Genomic DNA, 18,922 nt, shown 5'->3' with positions numbered 1-18,922 from the left:
TACTATATTTGTTCATTATGTATAAAAAAGCACTCCTAACCATCTTTCTTTTCCCCCTTTTAGCTTCTGCCCAGCACACTATTAAAGGCACATTTTCACCGGCAGAAGACTTTAAATGGGCTATCCTTTACAAAGTCACCCCGACCAACGCTTTGTATGCCGCAGATACACAAACCGATTCTATTGGAAATTTCACCTTAATGCTTGATTCTACAGTTACTAAGGGGATGTATCGATTGGTATATGCGTTGCCTCAGGACATCTATAATTTCGACATTATTTACGACGGAAAAGAAGATATTGAGCTTACATTCAATGAAGAAAAAGGCATCCGTTTTTTAGCTTCGGAAGAGAATAGTTTGCTGGCGGCATATCAATATGAAATGCAGAAATTACAAATTGATATAAAGAATAAATTCTCTAAAGGAGGCAAAGAACTTTCTGAAGCTTTTGAAACATTAGAAAAAGAACAAAGAGCCTTTGAAGCAGCAGCAAAAGATAAATTAGTATTGAATTTTATTATTGCCAACAGACCATATATTCCTAATGAGAATGTGACTGTTAAATCTTATATAGAAAAGTCTAAAGAACATTATTTTGATCATATAGATTTTACAAATCCGACCCTACAATCGTCTAATTTCTTATTGGAGACTGTTTTCAACTATATCACGGTATATGTAGGTCAAGATGATGATGTTCCCATCGCCTATGCACAGAATATGGACCAGGTGTTTAAAAAATTACAGAAAGGTGAAAAACCCTTTCAGCAGGCTTTCTTAATGGAACTCTGGAATAAATTCGTCGATATCGACAGAATTGAAACCGCAAACTATATTGCCAAAAAGTACTTAATTCCCTTGAGCAAATCTCTTAACAACACAGAACTTGCAGAACAACTTACGATATTCAAAAACACTTCGATTGGTGAAAAAGCACCCGATTTTAACTGGGAAGATGACATTGATGGTAAAACAATTCCTAATTCTCTATACAAGTTAGACACGGCAGAAAATTATATTATTGTTTTCTGGAGCAGCATGTGTTCTCATTGTTTAGCCGAAATGCCTGTATTACATTCTAAAATAACCACTTTGGAAAAAGGGAAATTCAAGGTGATCGCCATAGGTCTTGAAGACGAACCTTACGATTGGCAAAATAAAGTTTTCGACTTTCCTGAATTTACCAACATCCTTGGCTTAGGGAAATGGGAGAATCCAATTGGTAATGACTACGGTATTGACGCAACGCCTACTTACTTTGTACTTGATAAAGACAAACAGATCATCGCCAAACCAGAAATGGTTGAAGACGTATTAAAACTTTTGAACACTCCGTCAAAATAAATAATCATTAAAGATCTTTAGTTAAAACGATTCAATTTTTGAGCCTCTATTGTGAGTACAGACTGAAATGTCGGGTGAATGTCGGGTGAAATTCCTTCTAATTTTTTGCACGATTTCTAGTTCAATCGTACTATTGCCATAATAATGATCTATAAATGAAACAGCCAGAACTCGGTCGCAAAATAATAGAGCTTCGGAAACAAAAAGGACTCACTCAGGAAGAATTAGTTGACTTGTGTAATATTAATGTGCGCACTATTCAACGAATCGAAGCCGGAGAAGTGACGCCTAGAAGTTATACCCTAAAAACAATTTTCAATATTCTTGATTTCGATTTTGAAGCAATGCAAACGACTTCCGAAGAAAAAAAGGACTCCGCTATTTTTCTTACAGGAATAAAAGACATCAAGGAAGCTTCGTTTTATTCCAGCCATCTTAATATTGCCTGGATCTGTGGACTTATCTATTTTCTTACAGGTTTTATAGAGTTTGCTGTGGATTACGCACGCTATTATGAGGACGATCTCATCTTTGGAAAAGCCGGTTATTTAAGCCTAAAATTTATTATACTGGGTAGTTATATTTACTTTATGCGTGGGTTCTTCATAATGGGAAACATCTTCAAAGAATACTTGCTTAAAATCGCTGCGATCGCCATGATTTCAGTCAATATCATTTTTTATGGATATGATATGATTTCTCTTTGCACCGAATTATTCTATATAGAGTATGTTATTGTCGTTCATTCATTATTTTATGGAATAGTAAGTTTGATATTCGGATTTGTTCTTTTAAGACTAAACTTATCTGTTGGAAAACTAGCCACTATTACTGGAGGAATAACCCTTGCAAGCGGATTCTTTTTCTTAATGGTTTTTTTGTTGTGGTTGGGATACATTTTTCTAATCCCGGCCGTATTGCTTCAGATTATACTTTTATACAAGATTAGAGATCTCATAAAGGCGAAATTTCAGCCGCGTTAAAGTTGTAATTTCACGTTTTAAGTGAGCGGTTTAGTTCATTAAATATTTCCTTCAGAAATGATAAAAGGCATTTTCAAAATGCTCAATTTTCTCAATATTTTTGTTTTTTAGAATAGCGATTATATCGAATCGCACTTCCTTTTCTATGGTATTAGAAACTAAATATTCGTTCGCAGCTTTCACCAATAATTTTATTTTCGATTTGGTAACAAAATCCTGAGGATCCCCAAAAAAAGCACTGTTTCGGGTTTTCACTTCAATAACAATTATCTTATCATCCTTTTGGGCTATGATATCAATTTCTGCTTTCTGGAATATAAAATTTCGTTCCAAAATGCTAAAACCATTCCGCAGCAAATAGTTAACAGCCAACTGCTCTCCCATTTTACCAAGTTCGTTATGATATGCCATAATACTCCCAGCGCAGGCAGGGATCTTTATTTATTATTCTAAAAACTCAATTTTACACTCTTTTTTTCTACCTCTAAGATAACTTTTCTACCTAGAACCAAGGCCCTATTATCCATAATATGCCCGGCAGGAAACTGATAACACACAGGATAATCATACTCGGAGATGGCATCATTAATAATTTCTTCTGCAGTTTTTCCAAATGGAATTGTGTTGTCCCGCATATCGCTCATGCCTCCCACAATAAGACCTGCGAGATTTTTAAGCATACCTGTACGTTTCAGATTTTGCATCATTCTGTCAATATGATACAGCATTTCATCCAGATCTTCAATAAAAAGTATTTTTCCGTCGGTTTTTATATCTGAAGGGCTTCCGATGAGTGAATATAGTAGCGATAAATTTCCACCGACCAATGCACCTTCAGCCATGCCTATTCTGTTTAGTTTATTTTCTTCGGAAGCAATTTCGCTCCCGTACTCTTTTCCGAAGAGAACATCATGCACCGAAGTCCGCGTAGCTTCAGTCTTAATATCCAACTCCATTGCCATATTAGCATGAAGGGTTTCTATTCCGAAGTTATGAATATGCGAATGCAAAACCGTGATATCACTATAACCTATAATCCATTTTGGGTTCTTTTTAAACTCTGAAAAATCCAGCGTGTCAATAAAACGAACTGTTCCATAGCCGCCTCGTGCACACCAAACAGCTTTGATTTCATCATCATCCAGAAACTGCTGAAGGTCTTGCGATCTAAGCTCATCGTCACCAGCAAACTGATGATAGGAAGCATCAATTGTCCTTCCCAACTTATAACAAAGCCCCCAGGACTCCAACAAATTTAAAAATGGTTGCAATTCCGATGCAGTAATTTTTCTGGCGGTAGAAACGATACCAACACAATCTCCTTTCGATAAATAAGTAGGGGTTTTCATAGTAAAATTTAAAAGTTTGAAAATACTAAAATTTAATTTTTCGGGTTTAATAACTATCCTTTTTATTCTAATTAGCTTATTTTCAATATCTTTATGCACAACCTAACATGATTCCCACCAATGATAACAGCTACTCCCCCCTCCTGTAATGATGCGTCTATCGCACCTTTTATTCCAACAACAGCCGATCCATGGAATACAACTAAAGTAACACATGCCTATAGACGATTAGGATTTGGAGCTTCACAACAAACAATAGACGCCGCATTGGCTATGTCTCCGGGTGATTTTATAGATATGCTGGTCGATACCGCTTTTAATCTTCCCACCACGCCGGCACCTCCCTGGGGCTATTATTCGTACAATGATTTTACCGATTATGAAAACCAAAACTTTCCATTTTTTAATGAATGGAGAATTCAAACGGTTAATGATTTTATGAATGAAGATCTTCGAGGTCGGATGACATTTTTTTGGATGAATCATTTTGTTACTGAGTTTGAGACCTACGGACACTCACCCTATGCTTTTCAGTATTACAATACCATGCAATTTAATTGTGTTGGGAATTTTAAGCAGTTTGTAAGAGCTGTAGGTGTAAATTCCACCATGCTCATTTATCTCAATGGCTTTCAAAATACTCAATTCGATCCTAATGAAAACTTTGCGCGTGAATTGTTCGAATTATTTACACTAGGGGAAGGTAATGGTTATACTCAAGAAGACATAGTAGAAACTGCTCGTGCTCTAACAGGATATAATCACTGGAACGATTATGGAGATATTATCTATTTCGACCCCAGTACTTTCGACAGTGGAGAAAAAACGATCTTCGGACAAACCGGAGAATGGGGCTACGATGATGTTATAAACTTACTGTTTCAGGAGCGTGGTGAAGAAATCGCCTTTTATATCTGCGAAAAATTGTATCGCTTTTTTGTGAGTCCGGCTGTAGATGCCGTTATTGAACAGGATATTATCCAGCCATTGGTGGACACATTTATTAACAATGATTTTGAGATTGTTCCTGTATTAAAACAGCTTTTTAAAAGCGAACATTTTTTCAATGAGCGTGCTTTAGGCGTTACCGTAAAAAGTCCGTATGATGTAATACTTGCATACCTAAAAGAAACAGGTTTTTACTACGATGATGAGCTCATCGAAACCATAGTATATTATAACAGTCTTATGGGTCAGGATATTTATGATCCCCCAGATGTATCGGGATGGCAACGGGATGAAACCTGGATTAATTCTTCGACCTTAACCGGACGTTGGCAGTTAGTGGATCTTTATATCTGGTTTCTATTCGATCAGAATGAATTTACACTAACCGATCTCGCAAGGGATCTTACCAACGATAGTATAGATCCCAATTACATTACGCAAGTTCTTGTAGATCATTTTATGGCAAAACCCTTGCATTCGCCACTAGACTATACTATTGCGACCGACATATTTAAATGGGATGTACCTCAAAACTATTATGACGAGGGCCTCTGGAATCTTAGCTGGTCTTCTGCACCTTATCAGGTGTTACTGCTACTTCAGCATATTGGAAAAATGCCCGAATTTCAACTTAAATAACAACCGCAATGTGTAACAACCACGATATTCCCAAAAAAAATAGCGCTAAAAGCGAGAAAAATATTCACGATAAAGAACATTCAGCATGGAGTCGTAGATCATTTATTCAGGCACTTGGTTTAGTAGGAGCAGGAAGTATGACTTTAGGCCGTGCGGCAATAACTGCTTCAAAACCATCTCCATTATCGGTTGCTTTATCACAGGTGGACAACGACAATATTCTTATAATTGTAAGACTAAAAGGTGGTAACGACGGACTTAACACCATTGTCCCTGTTTATGATTATGCAACCTATGCCAATCTTAGACCCACGATTCGACATCAGCAAAATGACTTGATCAACTTAAATGCCGATTTCGGAATTCCCAATTACATGAACAGCCTTGAAACGGTTTGGGGTGAGGGCAAGATGAAAGTGATTCACGGAGTAGGATATCCGCAACAGAATTTATCGCATTTTCGTTCTTCGGAAATATGGGCGTCAACAAACGAAGTAAATTTTGAACCAACGGGATGGTGGGGACGTTATTTTGAAGACCTCTATCCAGACTATTTGATCAATCCCCCGGAACACCCGCCTGCTATTCAAATAGGTTCGATTGGAAATCTTGTTTTTGATGGAAATGACAGCAATTATTCCTTCTCGGTTGCGAACCCGGCACAGTTAGCAGCTATTGCTGAAAACGGCACAGTACATGATGTTTTAAACGTTCCCGATTGTGTTTACGGTGATAAATTGTTGTTTATGCGATCTACTGCGAACACCACATTTTTATACTCTCAAGTGCTAAATGATGCTTATATGGCTTCGACTAATAACGCACCATATGAAGATGAAGAACTTTCGAATCAGTTAGCAATTTGCGCCCGAATGATCAAAGGAGGTTTAAATACCAAGGTCTATATGGTTACCCTTAACGGATTCGACACTCACGCCAACCAAGTCGACGATCATAGAGCTCTATTGGAAGATCTAGCCGATTCTATAAAAAACTTTTACACCGATCTTGCCAGTTCTGGCTTAGATAATAAGGTATTAACGATGACCATTTCAGAATTTGGCCGACGTCCTTACGAAAATGGTTCAGATGGTACAGATCATGGTGCCGCTTCTCCGGTGATGCTATTTGGCTCAGGACTAAATGGTAGCGGGTTTGTTGGTAACCACCCTGATTTAAGTGTTTGGGATGCAGATGATAACCTAATCCCAACCTCCGACTTTAGAGATGTGTATTCTACAGTATTAACCGATTGGTTTTGTTTGGATCCTTCAGTCGTGGATCTCATCTTACTCAATCAGACCTATGATAATATGGATCTTGGTTTCGATTGTAACGTATTATCCACTTCAGATTTTAGTAATACAACACGTCTGGTTCATGCTCCATTCTATCAAAACGACCGAACTTACATTGAAATTTCCATGCCGGCGACGGCCAATGTTGATATTCGACTCTATGATATTTTAGGCAAAGAAATAGGAGTACTTGCCAATGAAGTACTGTTTAACGGCAGGCATACTATAGATGTGAGAGCGCAGATCAACTCCCGTCTTGCATATGGTCAATACGTCTACAGAATTGCAACCGGTGGGCAATTTTACAGCAAATCAATTTTGATAAAATAGATAGATCATATTCTTTGTCTTTAGTTGGTCTTTGCAACTAAAAATTCTTCATGAAAATGGTACATTTGTGCATTATTTGAAGAATTATGAGTACACCAAAAAGATATACAATTACAGCCGCATTACCCTATACCAATGGTCCCGTTCATATTGGACATCTGGCAGGGGTTTATGTGCCAGCAGATATTTATGCACGTTTTCAACGATTGCAAGGGAAGGATGTGGCCTTTGTCTGCGGAAGTGATGAACATGGTGTACCAATCACAATCAAGGCGAAAAAAGAAGGAATAACTCCTCAACAAGTAGTCGATAAGTATCATGCTATCATTAAAAAGTCGTTTGAAGACTTCGGAATTACTTTTGATAACTACTCAAGAACTTCTGCTAAAATTCATCACGATACAGCATCCGATTTTTTTGAAAAATTGTATAAGGACGGAAAGTTCATCGAAGAAGTAACTGAACAATTGTACGATGCTGAAGCTAATCAGTTTTTAGCAGATCGTTTTATTGTAGGAACCTGCCCAAAATGTGGCTTTGAAGAAAGTTATGGTGATCAATGCGAAAACTGCGGAACATCTCATAATGCAACCGATCTAATCAATCCAAAAAGTGCCATTACCGGTGCGACTCCAACCTTAAAAGAAACGAAACATTGGTTCTTGCCTTTAGATCAATATGAACCTTGGTTAAAAGAATGGATCGTTGAAGGGCATAAAAAAGACTGGAAAACCAACGTTTACGGACAGTGCAAATCATGGATCGACGACGGTTTACGCCCTAGAGCGGTAACTAGAGATCTGGATTGGGGAATTCCCGTGCCGGCTCCAGGTGCTGAAGGGAAGGTCTTATATGTTTGGTTCGACGCTCCCATTGGATACATTTCGTCCACCAAAGAATGGGCTAAGCGTGAGGGAAAAGACTGGGAGCCTTATTGGAAAGATGAAGACACCAAATTGCTACATTTTATCGGGAAAGATAATATCGTTTTTCATTGTATTATTTTTCCGAGTATGTTAAAAGCCGACGGAAGTTATATTTTACCTAACAATGTGCCTGCTAATGAATTTTTAAATCTGGAAGGCAATAAAATTTCAACAAGTAAGAATTGGGCGGTTTGGTTGCACGAATATTTGGAAGACTTCCCTAATCAGCAGGATGTACTTCGATATGCATTAACTGCAAATGCCCCTGAAACTAAAGACAATGATTTTACATGGGCCGATTTTCAGGCGCGTAACAATAATGAGTTGGTGGCTATCTTCGGAAACTTCATCAATAGAGTGGTTGTTTTAACCCACAAATATTATAATGGCGTAGTTCCGGCAGCTTCAGATTTTTCTGAAGTTGACGAACAAACTTTGAAGGAATTACAAGCCTATCCTGCCGTTATTGAAAGTTCGATAGAAAGATATCGTTTCCGCGAAGCGCAAATGGAACTCATGAATGTCGCCAGATTAGGAAATAAATATCTAGCCGACGAAGAACCCTGGAAATCAATCAAAACTGATGAGGAACGTACAAAAACTGTTATGTATGTCGCATTGCAAATTGCTTCAGTATTAGCAGTTTTAAGTGAACCCTTTTTGCCATTTACTTCGGAAAAGTTGAAAAAAATGCTCAATGTCTCCCCGAGCGCAGTCGAGGGGTCTCTAGCTTGGAATGATGTTTCTTTAAAACAAGAGTTACTCCCAACCGGCCACACCATTGGAAAAGGAGAACTACTTTTCAGCAAAATAGAAGACGAACAAATTCAGAAACAATTAGATAAATTACAAGCCAGTAAAGCGATGAATGAAGCAGCAAATAGAACCATAACACCACAAAAAGACACTTGTACTTTCGACGATTTTACCAAACTAGACATGAGGGTTGGTACTATAATTGAAGCCGAGAAAATGCCGAAAGCGAAAAAGTTATTGGTTTTAAAAGTAGATACCGGTATAGCTATACGTACGATTGTTTCGGGGATTGCAGAGAGTTTTACTGCTGAAGAGATTATTGGTAAAAAAGTAACTGTTTTAGTGAATCTCGCACCTCGAGCCTTACGTGGAGTCGATAGTGAAGGCATGATACTAATGACCGAAACTCCCGATGGGAAATTGGTGTTTGTGAATCCGGACACAGACGGTGTTGACAATGGTGCGACGATAAACTAAAATATTTTTACCCCAAAACATACTTATGAAAAATTTTATTTCCCTATTGATTATGACCGTTTTTGTCATATCCTTTGGTCATGCTCAGGAAGAAGTTGTTTCTTTTAAAATTGAGGAAAGTGTTTATTTAATAAAACATAAAGAGAGCTACTCGTTCTCAAACACGATAAATGGAGATCTTGCCATTGTACTAATCGAAAAAAAGAAGGTATATGCAAAGCTATTTGACAAAGATTTTCAAAATATATCTTCCTTTGATACAGATGCACTAAAAAGCAAATACAGCAATGTTCTTGGGTACAAGATAATTGACAATAAATACTATTTGGTGGCGTCAAATAGATCGCTTCAAAAATTTGCACTTCTTTTATTAGATTTTGACAAAAAAAAGGGAGAAGCCCAGGAAATAGAAATTGATTTTGGCAAAGAAGAATTTTTAGAAACGGTTCAATATAAAAATCAGCTTTATATAATTTCAGCAAATAAGGACAACGAATTTGTCTTACGTATTCTGAATGATAAAATGGAAGCTGAAATAATCAATACGATTGAAATTGGTGACGGAAAAACTGAAAAGAATCAGAGACTATTAAAAAGAGACGTCTTTATGTTTATGGCTCCATTGAAATCGAATATTACAAAGATCGACAATAGAGTCCCAACGTCGATCGAGCAAGCTGCAAATCAAACGAAACTTTACCAGCAAAATAACAAGCTCTATTTAACTTTCGACGATGATGATGAGACTGCCACAAAATTGTACATTATTGATCTTGAAACCTTAGAATTAACGTCTAGTGAATATAATTATCCAAAAGGAAAATTAGAAGAGTTTAATAGATACAACTCTTTTATTTTGGACGATCATATCATTCAATTGGGAAGTAGTAACTTGGAGATGCAGATTGAAGTAAAAAACTTCGATGGGGGAATTATTAAAGAGCATTACTTAGAAAAAGAGACTCCTATTGACATAAAAAATTCTCCAATTATTCAAGAAGGGACAACGGCTATTCCTTTTGTCAACCGACGAGAAATGGAAGAGACTTCAAAGTTTCTGCGAAAGGTTTCTGGCGGTAAAATAGGAATTACCGCCTACAAAGATGATATGGGTTATAACGCTACCATAGGTGGATACAAAGAAGTTGCAACCGGAGGAGGAGGTATGATGATGATGGGCGGCGGCGGTGCGTCTTTTGGCGTTGGTGGTGCAGTTACCGTTATGATATACAACCCAACGTTTTATTCTTATTCGTTGTATACTTCAACAAAATCTACTTTTTTCAACACTCACTTCGACCAGGATTTTAACTATGTAAAGAAAGATGTTGAGACCGATGTCTTTGATAGAATTCAAGAGTATAAGAAAAATATTGAACGCATCACGGCTGAAGATGTTTTTTTCCATAATGACAGTTTATATTTTGGATTTTTCGATATGCGGGATAAGTATTATCGCATAATCAAAATGTAAATAAAACGTACCTATACCAATCATTGGGTTAACACTTTTTATCTATAAATCGTTGCTTGTGAACCAGCTTTTTAATTATATAATTTCTAATACTAATCTCCCTTCGGAAGGGATTAAAAATACGGTATCTCTTCTAAATGAAGACTGCACCATTCCGTTTATTTCTCGCTATCGAAAAGAGCGAACAGGAAACCTAGATGAGGTGCAAATTGGAGAAATTGTAAAGTACAAAGAACAGTTTGAAGCGCTTGAAAAACGTAAAACAAGCATTCTAAAAGCAATAGAAGAACAGGGTGAATTAACACCCGAGCTTCAGAAAAAAATAAACGATACCTCCGATCTTATAACTCTCGAAGATCTATATCTACCCTTCAAAAAGAAACGGAAAACAAAGGCAGAAACTGCCAGAAAAAATGGTCTGGAGCCTTTAGCGAAGATCATCATGACCCAAAATGTTTCAGGGCTTTCTTCAATAGCATTAAAATATATTAAAGGCGAAATCACTTCCGAAGAAGAAGCACTGGAAGGCGCCCGACATATCATTTCAGAATGGATTAACGAGCGTACTGACGTTCGAAATTCATTGCGTAGACAACTGGAACGTTTTGCTGTAATTGCAACTAAGGTGGTAAAATCAAAAGCTGATGATGAGAAGGCTCAAAAATTTAGAGATTACTTCGATTGGAACGAGAGTTTATCACGAATTCCGTCTCATAGATTACTGGCCATTTTAAGAGCCACTTCGGAAGGCTTTTTAAGAATGAAAATTGAGATCGATGATGAAAAGGCGTTATATAAAATTGAAGAACGCATAATTCGTTCGAACAATGAATGCGCCGCTCAAATTAAATTAGCGATCGAGGATGCTTACAAACGCCTTCTTTTTCCTGCTTTATCGAATGAAACCCTAGGTATAGCAAAAGAAAAAGCGGATCAGACGGCAATTGAAGTATTCGCCAAAAACCTAAAACAACTATTACTGGGCTCACCTCTGGGCGAAAAAAGAGTACTTGCAATCGATCCGGGTATTCGAAGCGGATGTAAAATTGTTTGTTTAGATGCACAAGGCGGACTAAAACACAATGAAACCATATACCCGCATCCTCCAAAAAACGATGCTACCGGTGCCATTAAAAAAATCAGCACCCTGGTTGAAGCCTATAAAATTGATGCAATCGCCATAGGGAACGGAACAGCATCCCGGGAAACAGAAACTATAATCAGAAGAATTCACTTTAATCGTGACATCCAAGTATTTGTGGTGAGCGAGGCTGGAGCTTCTATTTATTCGGCATCCAAAATTGCGAGAGACGAATTTCCCAATTACGATGTTACTGTTCGAGGTTCGGTTTCTATAGGTCGTAGATTACAGGATCCTTTAGCCGAACTGGTTAAAATTGATGCCAAATCCATTGGTGTAGGGCAATATCAGCATGATGTAGATCAATCAAAGTTGAAAAGTTCCTTGGACATTACCGTTGAACTATGTGTAAATGCTGTTGGAGTCAACATTAATACTGCTAGCACTTCTTTGTTGAGTTATGTTTCGGGTATTGGTCCAAAACTGGCAGAAAACATAGTCGCTTATCGAGACGATCAGGGCGCATTTACATCCCGAAATAACATTAAAAAAGTTCCTCGCTTGGGAGGCAAAGCTTTCGAACAAGCAGCGGGATTTCTACGAATTAAAGAGGCCAAAAATCCATTGGATGATTCTTCGGTACATCCTGAAAGTTATTCGGTGGTGCAACAAATGGCAAAAGATCAAAGTGTAGCAGTTTCAGAATTAATAGGTAACAAAACCATTCTTCAGAAAATAAAAGCGGAACAATATTGCAATGAAAACATCGGACTTCCAACCTTAAAAGACATTTTGAAAGAGTTGGAAAAACCGGGTCTTGACATTCGGGAGGAAGCTAAGGTCTTTACTTTTAACCAAAATATTAAAACCATTACCGACTTACATGAAGGGCAATTGCTCCCGGGGATCGTGAACAATATTACCAATTTTGGTTGTTTTGTTGATGTAGGAATAAAGGAAAGCGGTTTGATTCATATTTCAAATCTCGCAGATGCCTATGTTTCGGATGTAAGCGAACATGTGCATCTACACCAACAAATCATCGTAAAAGTATTGGATGTGGATGTGGCCCGAAAACGAATTCAACTAAAGCTTTATAAATAACTCCCTCTCAGCGGGAGAGGGCTGGGGTGAGGGACCAAAAATAACTCCCTCTCAGCGGGAGAGGGCTGGGGTGAGGGACCAACAATAACTCCCTCTCAGCGGGAGAGGGCTGGGGTGAGGGATAATAAGCGCAACTAAGCTGCTTTTAACACCACTAATTCGCTATACTTCAAAAGAATATTTATTAAGGTTGTAATTTTTAGAAGGAAGAATCGACATATCTATAATGATCATGAAATTTTCAGAATTCAATACTGAAGCGATGTTTCAGATAGGGGACGAAAGCTTACTAGAAAAATATCGAGTTGGAGAACAGCTTGGCGTTTTTACATTTATATGGGCCCGACAAAACTCGGCAAGAGTAATCGTAGATAACATTCCTATTAGGATTCCACAGCATAGTATTTTAGCGCTAACTCCCCTTCAGTTTCTTCAGTTTGAAGCTGGGAAAGATCTTATTGTTTATCAATTTAATCGTTCCTTTTATTGCATTCAGGATCACGATAAAGAAGTTGGTTGTGCCGGATCTCTATTCTTTGGAGATATGTATAGCCCCATTATCCCATTGGACGATAAAGAACAAAAAAGCTATAGTGCATTACATAGTGTATTTATCGAAGAATTTGAGAATAAGGATGCTATTCAGTCTGAAATGCTTCGCATGTTGCTTTCCAGATTTATTATAAAAACCACAAGATTATTGAAATCCGAATCTGCTTCCGAAGCAATTACAGATAATAAACAAGAATTAGTCCGTCAGTTTAATTTATTGGTGGAAGCGCATTTTAAAAAAGAGCATTCTGTTGCATTTTACGCAGGCAAGCTAAATAAATCTCCAAAAACTATTTCGAATATTTTTTCAAAATTAAAGAAAACACCCCTTAAGATTATCCATGATCGTATTATACTTGAAGCAAAGCGACAGTTTATTTATACCAATAAAACCTCCAAAGAAATTGCCTATGATATTGGTTTTGATGATGCGTCACATTTAAGTAGGATGTTCAAAAAGCAAACCGGGAGCTCTCCAACTCACTTTCGGTTAAAATCCACGATTAATTAATTCGTTTTTTTTAAAAAGGGAAGAATCGACATGTTCTAGGGAATTCTGTCCATTCTTTCACCTCTCAATTCATCGCATCTTTGTAGTGTTCAATTAAAGTTTAATTCTGATATCATTTCAGAAAAAATACAAACTCATGAAAACACTATTTAAAACCCTAATCGTAATCACTTTAGTCTTAACAGCTTCATTCCATACGTCAGCACAGGAATATCAGGACTCTTTGGCCCCTGTGTATTTAACAGTTGTGAAAAAGCAGGACATCAAATCAAGTTTGCTTACAGCATATAATACTGAACTAATTTCGTTGAGAGATTTTAGATTTAGTTATCAAATAAAGAAAGCTGAAAAAGCAGAAGAGGTTTTAGTGTTTTTTTATGAAGACAGCTATTACTCTATAGAAAAATCGGAATACTTAAAAATGATTCGAAAAGCTGCAAATAGAAGTGAAAGTGTTACTTCTTTCACCAATTTTATAGTAAAACGTCTTCCGCAAATCGAAACTTATCTTGAGCAGGAGAGCACCAACAATAAGCTTTATGAAATTTCAAGAAAAAATTCCCTTCACGGGAAACTTCACGATATAGCCACCGAATTTTCACTCTAAAAATCAATCATTATGAACACTGGACACATTATCTCTCTTTTTAATCTTATCGAAATTTTCCGACAAGGAGCTGGAAAGGCAATCAAAAAATTTAATCCTTTAGCTCATTGTGAAAAAAGCAGTCTGCATGACTATTACTGCGATGCCGAGAGACCTTTTATAAATCAAAACTAAATTGAATTAAAGAAAAATTGACATTAAGTAAGGAAATACATGCATTGAATTGACCTGCTTTATGTTACACCTTTGACTTTAAATATAATAATAATCAGCTCCGATTTAAATCGGAACTCAAACAAACGAAAACAATGAATATTCCAACAAGAGACCAAGTAAGTACAAATAATCAGGCAATTTTCGATTCGCTGCAATCTAAACTCGGCTTCGTCCCCAACTTGTTTGCCACATACGCCCATAGCGACAACGCCTTAGAAAACTATCTTAATTTTAGCAATGCGAAAACGTCGCTTTCTTCGAGAGAAAAAGAAGTTGTTAATTTAGCCGTTAGCCAAGTAAACGATTGCCTCTATTGCCTGTCAGCACATACCGCTATTGCCAAAATGAACAAATTTTCGGAGGACGAAATTCTAGAGCTGCGTGCCGGGAAATCCTCTTTCGATCCTAAATTTAATGCGTTGGCTGCATTGGCAAGAAATATCACTGAAAACAGGGGAAATACGGATGCAAAAATTCTAGATAATTTTTTCGCAGCAGGTTTTTCGAAAGAAAATTTAATCGATACTATTTCCCTGGTTGGAGATAAAACGATTTCAAATTACATCAACAACACCACACAAATTCCTATTGATTTTCCACAAGCACCCGTACTGGAAACGGAAGCAGTTGCTTAAGTAAAAATGCAAGTTGATTGGTCATTAAACTATGGACCCTTAGAGAATAACATCTTGGGTTCATAGTTTTTTGTTGTATTACCGGACTCTAATCTATTAAAGCAAATGCCAATTTAATTTTCCAATAAGGAACCTTCTCTTCAAAAAACTCATAGTAAGAACGCAATCCAGCCGGATTCTCTAATTCAAATCTCGCTTTTTGAATTTTTTCTATTTCTTCTGAAGGAATTAACTGATGCAAGTCGATTTCACTTCCCAGTTCATGGACTTTAATTAAGTGACTATAGATGGTGTTTTCCTTTAATCCTCTAGTCTCTGAAATTTCCTGAACCGAAAGTCCTTGTTGAAACAATTCGAAACTTTCTATATGAGTCTCGGTTTTGGACCCTTTTCTTTTTCTAGATTTTTTCTTTTTCTGCGGAAATGATTGATGTTGTGCAATCACTTTCAGAAAAGAGGCTGCATATTTTTCTAACTTAGCCCTTCCTACTCCTAGTATTTCCGAAAAATCCTCTTCTGTTTGAGGTAATTTCGCCTCCATATCCTTCAAACTGGCATCACTAAAAACCACATAAGCCGGAACCCCCAGATCTTTAGCTAACACCGAACGAAGCAACTTTAATTTATCGAATAAATTACTTGTAGAAGTTTCGGTTGGAGCGGCTGTAACTTCCTGCTTTTGTTTTTCACCAAGATGTGCCAATTGTACTTTGTGGCCTTCAAAAAGTATCCTTTTCGCCATAGGAGTGAGAAGTAATCTACCGTTCTCATGAAACCAGATCTCCAAAACGCCTTGATTCAAAAGTTGAATGACATATTGTTGCAAATCAATCCATGAAACATCCGTAATAGCCCCATATGTTTTGATATTCTGATAACCTTTGTTAAAAACAGTAGCATTTTTTGCGCCTCTTAATACATCAATCACCATCCCAATGGATTCCTGTTCTTTTAATCGCGTGATTACCGAACATACCTTTTGGGCTAATAAGGTGCCATCAAAATACTGAGGAGGAGATTTGCAGATATCACAATTCGCACAATCTTCATAAATGTACTCACCGAAATAATTTAAAAGCGCTTTCCTTCGACAACTCAAAGCTTCAGAAAACTGCTGCATCCGTTCCAGTTTTGCCAATTGCACCTCCTGAGTCGCGGTACCTTCGGCAAACTTCCGAAGCTGAATAACATCTGCATAACTGTAAAACAATAACGCATGTGCAGCTAAGCCATCCCTTCCGCCGCGACCGATTTCCTGATAATATCCTTCAATATTCTTGGGCATATTATAATGTATAACCCAACGAACATTGCTTTTATCAATCCCCATTCCGAAGGCAATCGTAGCAACAATTACCGGAACGCGATCATTTACAAAATCATCCTGAATGTTATTTCGCTCTTCGGAAGAGAGTCCGGCATGATAGGCTTTTGCCTCAAAACCGGAAGCATTCAATTTGTCTGCTAGCTTCTCGGTGCTTTTTCTACTTAAACAATAAACTATTCCACTTTCGGAAGCTCTGTTTTTCAAAAACCCAAGAATCTGCTTTATTCTATTCTGCCCTGCTCTTACGTCTAAATATAAATTTGCACGGTCGAAGGAAGAAATAAACCGTTTGGCTTTGGGAATAGATAACTGATTTAAAATATCTGTTTGCGTGGCTTTATCGGCTGTGGCCGTTAAGGCAATCACGGGAACATCCGGGAACTGTTTCTTGAGAGTTCCTAGGCGGGTGTAGGCGGGTCTAAAATCATGACCCCATGAAGAAATACAATGTGCTTCATCAATGGCGAAGAGGTTGATCTTTATCGTTCCTAATACATTTTCCAATAAAAATAGGCTTTCCGGAGCCACATAGAAGAGATCCAATTCGCCGTTTTCTAAATCTTTTAGTACTTTTTGTTGCTCGTGTTCGGGCTGACTGCTATTAAAAAATGCGGCGCTAACCCCGTTAGTATGCAATGCATCTACCTGATCCTTCATTAATGCAATCAAAGGGGAAATGACAATCGCTGTTCCTTCTAAATAAATAGCGGGTAGCTGAAAACACAATGATTTTCCTCCGCCCGTGGGCATAATTGCAAGAGAATCCTTACCACTCAACAGGTTTGAGATCACTGCTTCCTGATTAGGACGAAAACTGTCGTAACCAAAATAGTTTTTTAATACATCCTTGATTGAGGTCGTTTGTAACATGGCGGTAAAAATAGAGAATCATAAAATAAAATAGCACCGGAATCATTAAATTCCGATGCTATTTCTCTTTGCTTATTTACTACCTAAAAGCAGCAGTTCATTGCAAACTACCTCGGTGATATATCGCTTGTTTCCATCCTTATCGTCATAGCTTCTGGAGGTTAATTTTCCTTCCACAGCAATTTCTTTTCCTTTGGTAACATAGCTTTCTACGATGTCGGCGGTTTTACCCCAGGCAACTACATTATGCCATTGTGTATCGGTTACCCGCTCGCCCTCTTTATTTTTATAAGATTCGTTGGTAGCGATACTAAATTTCGCCAATTTCTTTCCGGATTCTAATGTTACGATTTCCGGGTCATTTCCTAAGTTTCCAATCAACTGTACTTTGTTTCTAAGTGTGCTCATAATTTCTAAATTTTAATAATTAAACAGTTAAGTATTATCTACAGATTCGTCCTGCAGATCTATCGAACTGAATCGCAACTTGAGAGTTATCTGTACACTACAACCTAAGAGCGACGATTCAATGGTACAAACATATAAACCATTCAAAATAATAGTTGGTTGTTAGTCACTTACTTTCGTTTATAGTCGTTTACAAACGCTTGTAAGTGTTTGGAATTGTTCATCATTTTTACACAATTAAATGTAAATCAATTGTTTACCAAAATATTCATCGTTTTCTGCACCCTTAAACTTTAACCCCACTTTTACAAACACTAACAACTCTTTAACTAAGAATCACCCTTAGTTGTCGTAACTTTATTACTTAAAAGAAAAAAGACTACTATGAATACCAACCGACTTTCAAAAAAGATCGAAGACATTTTAAACAAGCAAATCACCAAAGAAGCCGAAGCTTCACAAGTCTATTTATCGTATGGCTCATGGGCCGATAGTGAAGGCTACGGTGGTATTGCTAATTTCTTATTTAGACATGCTCAGGAAGAGCGAAATCATATGATGAAAGTAATGCAGTATATCATGGAACGTGGTGGAAGACCAAAAATTTCTGCTATAGCTGCCCCTTCAAAAGACCCTAAAAACTTACAGGATTGTTTTGAAAAAACATTCAACCACGAGGTTGATAATACCACTGCCATTTACGGCATTGTTAATCTTGCACATGAGGAAAAAGACTGGGCAACCTATAATTTTGCACAATGGTTCGTGAAAGAACAAATTGAAGAGGAGAAATTAATCATGGATTTACTGGACAAACTTAAAATTGCCGGAGGTCTAAAAGCATCTAACGAATCATTATTCATACTGGATAAAGCACTAGGTAAAGCCAAAGATTCTGTCCCATTAGCTCGTGAAGCTTCTTCTGACAATCCTGAATAAATTATAAATCTTGCCCTTGGGTATTATTAGCTTTTTGGATAATCTCTTTTAATTTGGTGGCCCGCGTCTCCTTCTCCTTTCGGAGTTTGTTTTGCTTGCGGTCCATCAATTTGGAATGCTTTGCTTTATTCTTACTATTCTTTGCT

The 18,922-nt window shown here is 37.4% G+C and carries 16 protein-coding genes; 12 read left to right on the top strand and 4 right to left on the bottom strand.

Going from position 1 to position 18,922, the window contains the following annotated elements; translation table 11 throughout:
- The first annotated feature begins 17 nt into the window (after window positions 1–17).
- Window positions 18–1,346 (top strand): TlpA family protein disulfide reductase, encoded by a 1,329-nt coding sequence (locus BXY75_RS02860; protein ID WP_121906187.1) that lies wholly within the window; start codon window positions 18–20, stop codon window positions 1,344–1,346.
- Window positions 1,347–1,501: 155 nt separating this feature from the next.
- A complete protein-coding gene (locus BXY75_RS02855; RefSeq protein ID WP_121906186.1) occupies window positions 1,502–2,329 on the top strand; it encodes a helix-turn-helix domain-containing protein in 828 nt (275 codons plus the stop codon).
- 51 nt (window positions 2,330–2,380) lie between these two features.
- Here BXY75_RS02855 and BXY75_RS02850 read toward each other — a convergent pair whose 3' ends face one another.
- The gene (locus BXY75_RS02850) at window positions 2,381–2,740 is read right to left on the bottom strand and encodes a YraN family protein (protein WP_121906185.1); all 360 of its coding nucleotides are present in this window, start codon (window positions 2,738–2,740) and stop codon (window positions 2,381–2,383) included.
- Window positions 2,741–2,778: 38 nt separating this feature from the next.
- Complete coding sequence (locus tag BXY75_RS02845; RefSeq protein WP_121906184.1) at window positions 2,779–3,678, bottom strand: S66 peptidase family protein; 900 nt, start codon at window positions 3,676–3,678, stop codon at window positions 2,779–2,781.
- Between the two features lie 120 nt (window positions 3,679–3,798).
- Here BXY75_RS02845 and BXY75_RS02840 point away from each other — a divergent pair, with 120 nt between their 5' ends.
- From BXY75_RS02840 to BXY75_RS02805, 9 genes are all read left to right on the top strand, one after another.
- Entirely contained in the window at window positions 3,799–5,265 is a 1,467-nt protein-coding gene (locus tag BXY75_RS02840; protein WP_121906183.1) for a DUF1800 domain-containing protein, read from the top strand.
- A gap of 8 nt (window positions 5,266–5,273) precedes the next feature.
- Window positions 5,274–6,893 (top strand): DUF1501 domain-containing protein, encoded by a 1,620-nt coding sequence (locus tag BXY75_RS02835; protein ID WP_121906182.1) that lies wholly within the window; start codon window positions 5,274–5,276, stop codon window positions 6,891–6,893.
- An 86-nt stretch (window positions 6,894–6,979) separates the two neighbouring features.
- Window positions 6,980–9,052, top strand: coding sequence for a methionine--tRNA ligase (metG, locus tag BXY75_RS02830; protein ID WP_121906181.1), 2,073 nt, complete (start codon window positions 6,980–6,982; stop codon window positions 9,050–9,052).
- A 25-nt stretch (window positions 9,053–9,077) separates the two neighbouring features.
- Entirely contained in the window at window positions 9,078–10,526 is a 1,449-nt protein-coding gene (locus BXY75_RS02825) for a hypothetical protein (protein ID WP_121906180.1), read from the top strand.
- Window positions 10,527–10,584: 58 nt separating this feature from the next.
- Window positions 10,585–12,711: a Tex family protein gene (locus tag BXY75_RS02820; RefSeq protein WP_170152835.1), complete on the top strand. Its 2,127-nt coding sequence runs from the start codon at window positions 10,585–10,587 to the stop codon at window positions 12,709–12,711.
- A 232-nt stretch (window positions 12,712–12,943) separates the two neighbouring features.
- Window positions 12,944–13,774 carry a helix-turn-helix domain-containing protein gene (locus BXY75_RS02815; protein WP_245962908.1) on the top strand — a complete coding sequence of 277 codons (831 nt, stop codon included), beginning with the start codon at window positions 12,944–12,946 and terminating at the stop codon, window positions 13,772–13,774.
- Window positions 13,775–13,910: 136 nt separating this feature from the next.
- Window positions 13,911–14,381 (top strand): hypothetical protein, encoded by a 471-nt coding sequence (locus BXY75_RS02810; protein WP_121906177.1) that lies wholly within the window; start codon window positions 13,911–13,913, stop codon window positions 14,379–14,381.
- A 12-nt stretch (window positions 14,382–14,393) separates the two neighbouring features.
- Entirely contained in the window at window positions 14,394–14,555 is a 162-nt protein-coding gene (locus BXY75_RS17080) for a hypothetical protein (protein ID WP_170152834.1), read from the top strand.
- A 134-nt stretch (window positions 14,556–14,689) separates the two neighbouring features.
- Window positions 14,690–15,232, top strand: coding sequence for a carboxymuconolactone decarboxylase family protein (locus BXY75_RS02805; protein ID WP_121906176.1), 543 nt, complete (start codon window positions 14,690–14,692; stop codon window positions 15,230–15,232).
- An 88-nt stretch (window positions 15,233–15,320) separates the two neighbouring features.
- On the opposite strand, the gene recQ is transcribed toward BXY75_RS02805, so the two are convergent.
- Together recQ and BXY75_RS02795 are read right to left on the bottom strand one after the other, a co-directional pair.
- On the bottom strand, window positions 15,321–17,429 hold the full coding sequence (gene recQ, locus BXY75_RS02800) for a DNA helicase RecQ (protein ID WP_121906175.1): 2,109 nt from the start codon (window positions 17,427–17,429) through the stop codon (window positions 15,321–15,323).
- A gap of 72 nt (window positions 17,430–17,501) precedes the next feature.
- Window positions 17,502–17,837 (bottom strand): single-stranded DNA-binding protein, encoded by a 336-nt coding sequence (locus BXY75_RS02795; RefSeq protein ID WP_121906174.1) that lies wholly within the window; start codon window positions 17,835–17,837, stop codon window positions 17,502–17,504.
- 384 nt (window positions 17,838–18,221) lie between these two features.
- On the opposite strand from BXY75_RS02795, the gene BXY75_RS02790 reads away from it, so the two are divergent.
- Window positions 18,222–18,776, top strand: coding sequence for a ferritin (locus tag BXY75_RS02790; protein WP_121906173.1), 555 nt, complete (start codon window positions 18,222–18,224; stop codon window positions 18,774–18,776).
- Window positions 18,777–18,922: the final 146 nt, after the last annotated feature.

The sequence above is a fragment of the Ulvibacter antarcticus genome (genome assembly GCF_003688405.1).
Lineage (GTDB): Bacteria > Bacteroidota > Bacteroidia > Flavobacteriales > Flavobacteriaceae > Ulvibacter > Ulvibacter antarcticus.
Note: the sequence above shows the minus strand (reverse complement) of the source record. Positions and strands in the feature narration are given on the sequence as shown.